General features: G+C 72.7%; 5 protein-coding genes. 2 read left to right on the top strand and 3 right to left on the bottom strand.

Going from position 1 to position 5,300, the window contains the following annotated elements; translation table 11 throughout:
- Positions 1-366 precede the first annotated feature (366 nt).
- On the top strand, positions 367-1,806 hold the full coding sequence (locus tag ABZ885_RS34775) for a cytosine permease (RefSeq protein WP_360197850.1): 1,440 nt from the start codon (positions 367-369) through the stop codon (positions 1,804-1,806).
- 198 nt (positions 1,807-2,004) lie between these two features.
- On the opposite strand, the gene ABZ885_RS34780 is transcribed toward ABZ885_RS34775, so the two are convergent.
- Positions 2,005-2,502, bottom strand: coding sequence for a hypothetical protein (locus ABZ885_RS34780; RefSeq protein ID WP_360197838.1), 498 nt, complete (start codon positions 2,500-2,502; stop codon positions 2,005-2,007).
- A gap of 261 nt (positions 2,503-2,763) precedes the next feature.
- Here ABZ885_RS34780 and ABZ885_RS34785 point away from each other — a divergent pair, with 261 nt between their 5' ends.
- On the top strand, positions 2,764-4,170 hold the full coding sequence (locus ABZ885_RS34785) for a hypothetical protein (protein WP_360197841.1): 1,407 nt from the start codon (positions 2,764-2,766) through the stop codon (positions 4,168-4,170).
- Here ABZ885_RS34785 and ABZ885_RS34790 read toward each other — a convergent pair.
- Positions 4,167-4,700 carry an NUDIX hydrolase gene (locus ABZ885_RS34790; protein ID WP_360197844.1) on the bottom strand — a complete coding sequence of 178 codons (534 nt, stop codon included), beginning with the start codon at positions 4,698-4,700 and terminating at the stop codon, positions 4,167-4,169. The two genes, ABZ885_RS34785 and ABZ885_RS34790, sit on opposite strands and share 4 nt — an antisense overlap.
- A gap of 126 nt (positions 4,701-4,826) precedes the next feature.
- The coding region (locus ABZ885_RS34795) for a VOC family protein (RefSeq protein ID WP_360197847.1) at positions 4,827-5,300 on the bottom strand (474 nt) is incomplete at its 5' end.

Here is a 5,300-nt window from a genome sequence, read left to right on the forward strand (position 1 = left end):
GAGGGCCTGTTCGGCGACTCACTGCTGGTCAGCACCTCGGTCCCCACCGCCCCGGGCGCCTCGACGCTCAAGCTGGGCAGCCTGGCCTTCCTGCGGGCTCGTCGTCCTCCGTACACGTCCGGGCATGCGGCGTGCGCGGGAGGGCGCCGGCCGTAGCACCGAACAGCCGTCCCCCGGCGAGCGGCATCGCGCTGTGGAGGATCGGACGGTGTCGCCGCGCGCCTTGGGCGCGAACCATGGACGAGTTGCGTGGCCCGGGCCCCGGCCCGGCCGCCGCGACAGCCCGGCGATCCCCTCTCCGTTCCGCCGCGGCGAGCACCAGGAAGACGATGCCCATGTCCCACGCCCAGTCCGCCGCCGGCCACGCTGATCGAACAGCACGGCGTCGACACCATCCCCGAGGCCGAGCGAACCAGCACGCCGCGCGACGTGCTGTCCATCCTGGTCGGTTCGAACCTCGCCTTCGGCGTGGTGGTCTTCGGCTGGCTCCCGGTCTCCTTCGGGCTCTCCTTCTGGGCCTCCGCCGCCGCGTTGATCCTCGGCACCGCCCTCGGCATCGCACTGACCGCGCCGCTCGCCCTGGTGTCGCTGCGCACCGCGACCAACCTGTCCACCAGTTCCGGCGCCTTCTTCGGCGTCCGCGGGCGGCTGCTCGGCTCGGTCATCGGCCTGCTGCTGTCCCTGGGGTACACCGCGCTCGCGCTCTGGGTCGGCGGCGACGTGGTGGTCGGCGCGCTCGGCCGGCTGCTCGGCCTGCCGGCCGGCGGCGCCTCGTACGTGGCGACGTACAGCGTGCTGGCCGCGCTCAGTGCGACGGCGGCCGTCTTCGGCTACCGGCTGCTGCTGAAGCTGGAGCGCGTGCTGATGTGGGCCATGGGCGCCCTGCTGCTCGCCGGACTGTTCGCCTTCTCGCCGCACTTCGACGGCTCGGCGCACGGCGGCTACCTGCTCGGCGGGTTCTGGCCGACCTGGCTGCTGGCGGTGGTCGCGGCCGGGCTGAGCGGCCCGATCGCCTTCATCACCCTGCTCGGCGACTACACCCGCTACGTCTCCCCGGCCCGGCACGGCGACCGGCGGGTGCTGGGTGCCACGGCCGCCGGACTGTTCCTCGGCCTGCTGGTCCCGCAGCTGTTCGGCGCCTTCACCGCCGTGGCCACCGGCGCGGGCGACGACTATGTGGGCAGCCTGATCGCCGGCGCGCCGCTGTGGATCCTGCTGCCGCTGCTGCTCAACGGTCTGCTCGGCACCGCGGGCAACACCGGCCTGATGCTCTACAGCATGGGCCTGGACCTGGACGCCATCCTGCCCCGCGCGACCCGGCGGCAGGCCACCTACGTGGTGGCGGGGGTGGCGACCGGCCTGGTCTTCCTCGGCCACTTCGTCTGGAGCGCGCAGGACGCTGTCACCTCGTTCGTGCTGGTGCTGACCGCGATCGGGACCCCGTGGGCGGTCATCACGTTGATCGGCCACCGGCGCTGCCGGGGCGACTACGACCAGCGGTCGCTGCAGGTCTACAACCGCGGCACCCGGGGCGGCGTCTACTGGTACCGCGCGGGCTGGAACGTGCCGGCCACCGTCGCCTGGGCCGTCGGCAGCGCGGTCGGGCTGTGCGCGGTGGGCACGCCGGTCTACCGCGGCCCGCTGCTGGCGCTGACAGGCGGCGTCGACCTGAGCTTCGTCCTCTCGGGCGTGCTCGCGGCACTGCTCCACCTGCTGCTGTCGCGCCCCGCGCGCGGCCGGGTGGGCCGGCTCATGGCACCCGTACCCGAGGCGGCCGCCCCGGACCGGTCCCCGCTCGACGGCTGACGCGGGGCGGCCTCTTCGGAGCCGTGCGGGCACGGGGTGACGTCGGGCCAGATCAGCCGGACCGGCCAGGGCAGCCGGTCGCCGGTCAGGCAGGTTGTCGGCGGGGAGGCCGGTGGGGAGGGCGTTCCAGTGGTCGGCGCAGGGCTGAGCCGGGCCGGGCGGCAAATTCGCCCGCCGCCCGGCTCGGTTCGGCAGCGTTCACGCGTCGCGGCCCTGGCGGTAACCGCGGTATCCGGCGAGCGCCACCTGACGGCCGATCCAGGCCTGCGCACCGGCCTCCAGCGAGAACCGGCGCCGTTCCCCCTCGTCGTCGCTGACCAGCTCCCCCGTGGTGAGGTCCTGCACCGCCCACAGCCCCGGGCAGCGCCTGGTGCCCGGGAGCTGCAGCGGCGCGTACCGGGCGGCGACGCGCTGCTGGGTGGTGAGCCCGTCACCCCGCCACACGCGCACGGTCATCGCCTCGCCGCTCGTGAGGTCGAGCCGCCAGTCGACCTGTCCCTCGCCGTCGAGCAGCCGCTCCATCTCCCGCGTGTCGCCGGTGCCGAGGAGCCGGTGCATCGCGCGCCGCTGGTAGTCGCCGATCGCCAGACCGCGCAGGGCCTGCCAGAGCGTCGTGATGGCCAGGTCGATTCGTGCGGTCGTGGGCTCCAGCAGGCCGTCCACCGCGACCGTCAGGTCTCCGTCCTCCGCGATCATGCGTTTCTCCTCGGTCGATGCTGGGCGCAGCGCAACGATGGCCCACCCGGGCAGAGACGAGCTCGCGCCGGTCCGGGGTGCGCAGGTCATGGCGAGAGCGTCGTCCGCGCTGGCCTGATCCGGCAATGACGACCTCGAAGTGAAATCACGACGCCACGACCATGACCTGGTGGGGCGTCATATCAGCGTCGTGAAACCGGCATCGGCGTGGCAGGCCATGGCCTAGCGTGGTGCCGTACCCCCCGATGGACGGAGCCCTTGATGCCCCGCGCCACTCACCGGCAGACCGCCGCCCGCCTCGCGGCCCAGGCCGAGGTTTCCGGCTGGAGTTCCTGGCAGTTCGTTCAAGCGGTGTCCGCCGAGTGCGGCGTCAGTCTGCTGCAAGCCGCGCGTCTGGCCCGCGAGTGGACCCTGAGGACCGCGGTCACGGAGCTGGCCGAGCTGGGCCATCGAGTCACGGTGCAGCAGTTGTCCACCTGGGAGCTTGGCACAACCCGTCCCAGTGACGTTCGGCTTGACGGTCTCTGCCGGCTCTACCGGACCAGGCCCGACCGACTCGGCTACGGGACCGACTACACCCCAGGCGGGCAGGTCGAGGGCGTCTCCGGGAATGCCCCCCGTAACAGCCCCCAGCCCTCCGTGGACACCTCCATGCCGGACCGGCACGCGATGCTTCGTCGTCTTCTCGGGCAGACGGGAACCAGCCTCTCCACCCCTGTCCTGGCCGCACTCGCCGGAGCCCGGCAGGACATGACCAGCACCCTGGCCGGCACGCTGGCCGACACCACGGTGGACCAATGGGAGCGCACCGCGGCCGAGTACGGGCCGGCGTACCAACACACCCCGCCCGCCCGGATCCTGGCCGACTCGGTCCTCGACTCTCTTGAGGTGCAGCAACTGCTCGGCCGCCGGCAGCCGGCCGACCACCGGGCCCGGCTCTGCCACGTCGCCGCTCGTCTTGCGGCCACCGCCGGCATCGCCCTTGTGGCGCTCGGCGAACACCGGGAGGCGCGGTTCTGGTACCAGTGCGCCCAGCTCGCGGCCGAGGAAACGGGCGACCGCGCACTGAGAGCCTGGCTGCTCGCGCGCGAAGCGGTGGTCCCGCTGTACTTCGGGGCGCCTGCTGCCGCGGCCCAGCTGGCCGAGCGGGCCCGGCTCGTTGCCGGTGCCACGGTGTGCGCGACCGCGGCGTGGGCGCCCGCCTTGGAAGCACGCGCACTTGCGCGTCTCGGCCGCTCCGATGACGCCCGGCAGGCCATGGCCCTGGCCGAGCGGGCCTTCGCCCGGCTGGGCACAGCGCACACCGCCGACCTTGCCTACGGCTACACCGAGCGGCAGCTGCACTGGCACATCGGCAGCATGCACACGACGCTCGGTGACACCCGGCGCGCACAGCTCTCACTGGATCAGGCGCTCGCCATGTATGCCCCTGCCGAGCACCTGGGCCGGGCACTGATCGCCCTGGACCAGGCGGACGGCCTGATGCGCGTCGGAGAGATCGGCTCCGCGGCGCAGGTCGGCATGGCGGCGGTCGCCACGCTCCCGGACGAACACCGCACCGGCATCGTGCTGACCCGGGCCCGCGAGGTGGTGGCAGCCGTGCCGCCGCGTGCGGCGCGCATGCCGATGGTGAGCGACCTGCGCGAGATGCTCGCCCTGCCGGCCTAGGTCCGTCGGGCGAGGAGTTGCAGCAACCCGGTGACGGCGACGCCCGCCACGATTTCCCGCCGATCGATCATGCCCTGGATCCGGTCGAGGGGAATCCATTCGATCCGGTCGGCCTCGTGGGTGTCCACGGGCGGCGCGATGTACTCGGCTCGGCGCGCGAGGAAGACGTGGTGCTCGGCGTTGCTCATGCCGCCCACCGGTTGGTTGTAGGCGAGCGGTTCGACAGCGGCCACCCGCCAGCCGGTCTCCTCCTCGACCTCGCGGACGGCGGCCGCCTCGAGAGACTCGCCGTCCTCGACGATGCCGCTGGGGATCTCCCAGTTCCAGGTGTCGGTGGCGAACCGGTGTCGCCACATCATGAGCACGCGGTCCTCCGCATCGAGGACCACGGTCGCCGCGACCGGCGCCCACCGGACCAAGTGGTGCTCGTAGCGGGGGCGCCCAGGCGGTTCCACGTCGACCAGGTCGAGTTCCACCCAGGGGCTGGCGTAGACGGTGCGGCTGCCGTGGACGGTCCACTCGCTACTCACGGACACCTCATGATCTCGGTGGGCTGGGCAGCGCCATCCTGTCAGACACCATGTGGGTGGTCGGGGGAGTGGTGCAGCGTCCCGGGGCCCCGCGAGGGGGCCCTGGGTGCTGTGCGGGTCTGGGGGCTACGTGGTGGTGCGCTCGTTCACGCAGAGGATGTTGCCTTCGCTGTCCTTGAACCAGGCCGCGCGCATGCCCTCGGCCTCCGCGACACCGTCGACGGTCTTCAGGCCCGGCAGGTCGTACTCCTCGAAGGTGACGCCGCGCTCGCGCAGTGTCGCCATCTCGGCGTCGAGATCCGGGACCTTGAAGCTGGCCAGCGTGTGGGCGGCCTGCCCGGCGCTCGGGGTCTCGTAGAGGCCGAACTCCGTTCCGCCGCACTCGAAGGTGAGATCCTGCGGGCCCTCCTCGCTGAGCTTCAGACCGAGGGTCTCGGTGTAGAAGTTCCTGGCCCGGGCCAGGTCGGCGGCCGGAATGATCGCCAGCAGTGGTGCGTCTCCAAGCATTGCCATCTCGTCCGGCAGGCCGCCGCTCCGCGGCTTCGCCGCCGGGGCCTCGGTCTCCTCGGCGTCCTCGGCCAGCTCCGGGTCGAGCGCGTC

Source organism: Kitasatospora sp. NPDC047058 (assembly GCF_040643935.1).
Classification (GTDB): domain Bacteria; phylum Actinomycetota; class Actinomycetes; order Streptomycetales; family Streptomycetaceae; genus Kitasatospora.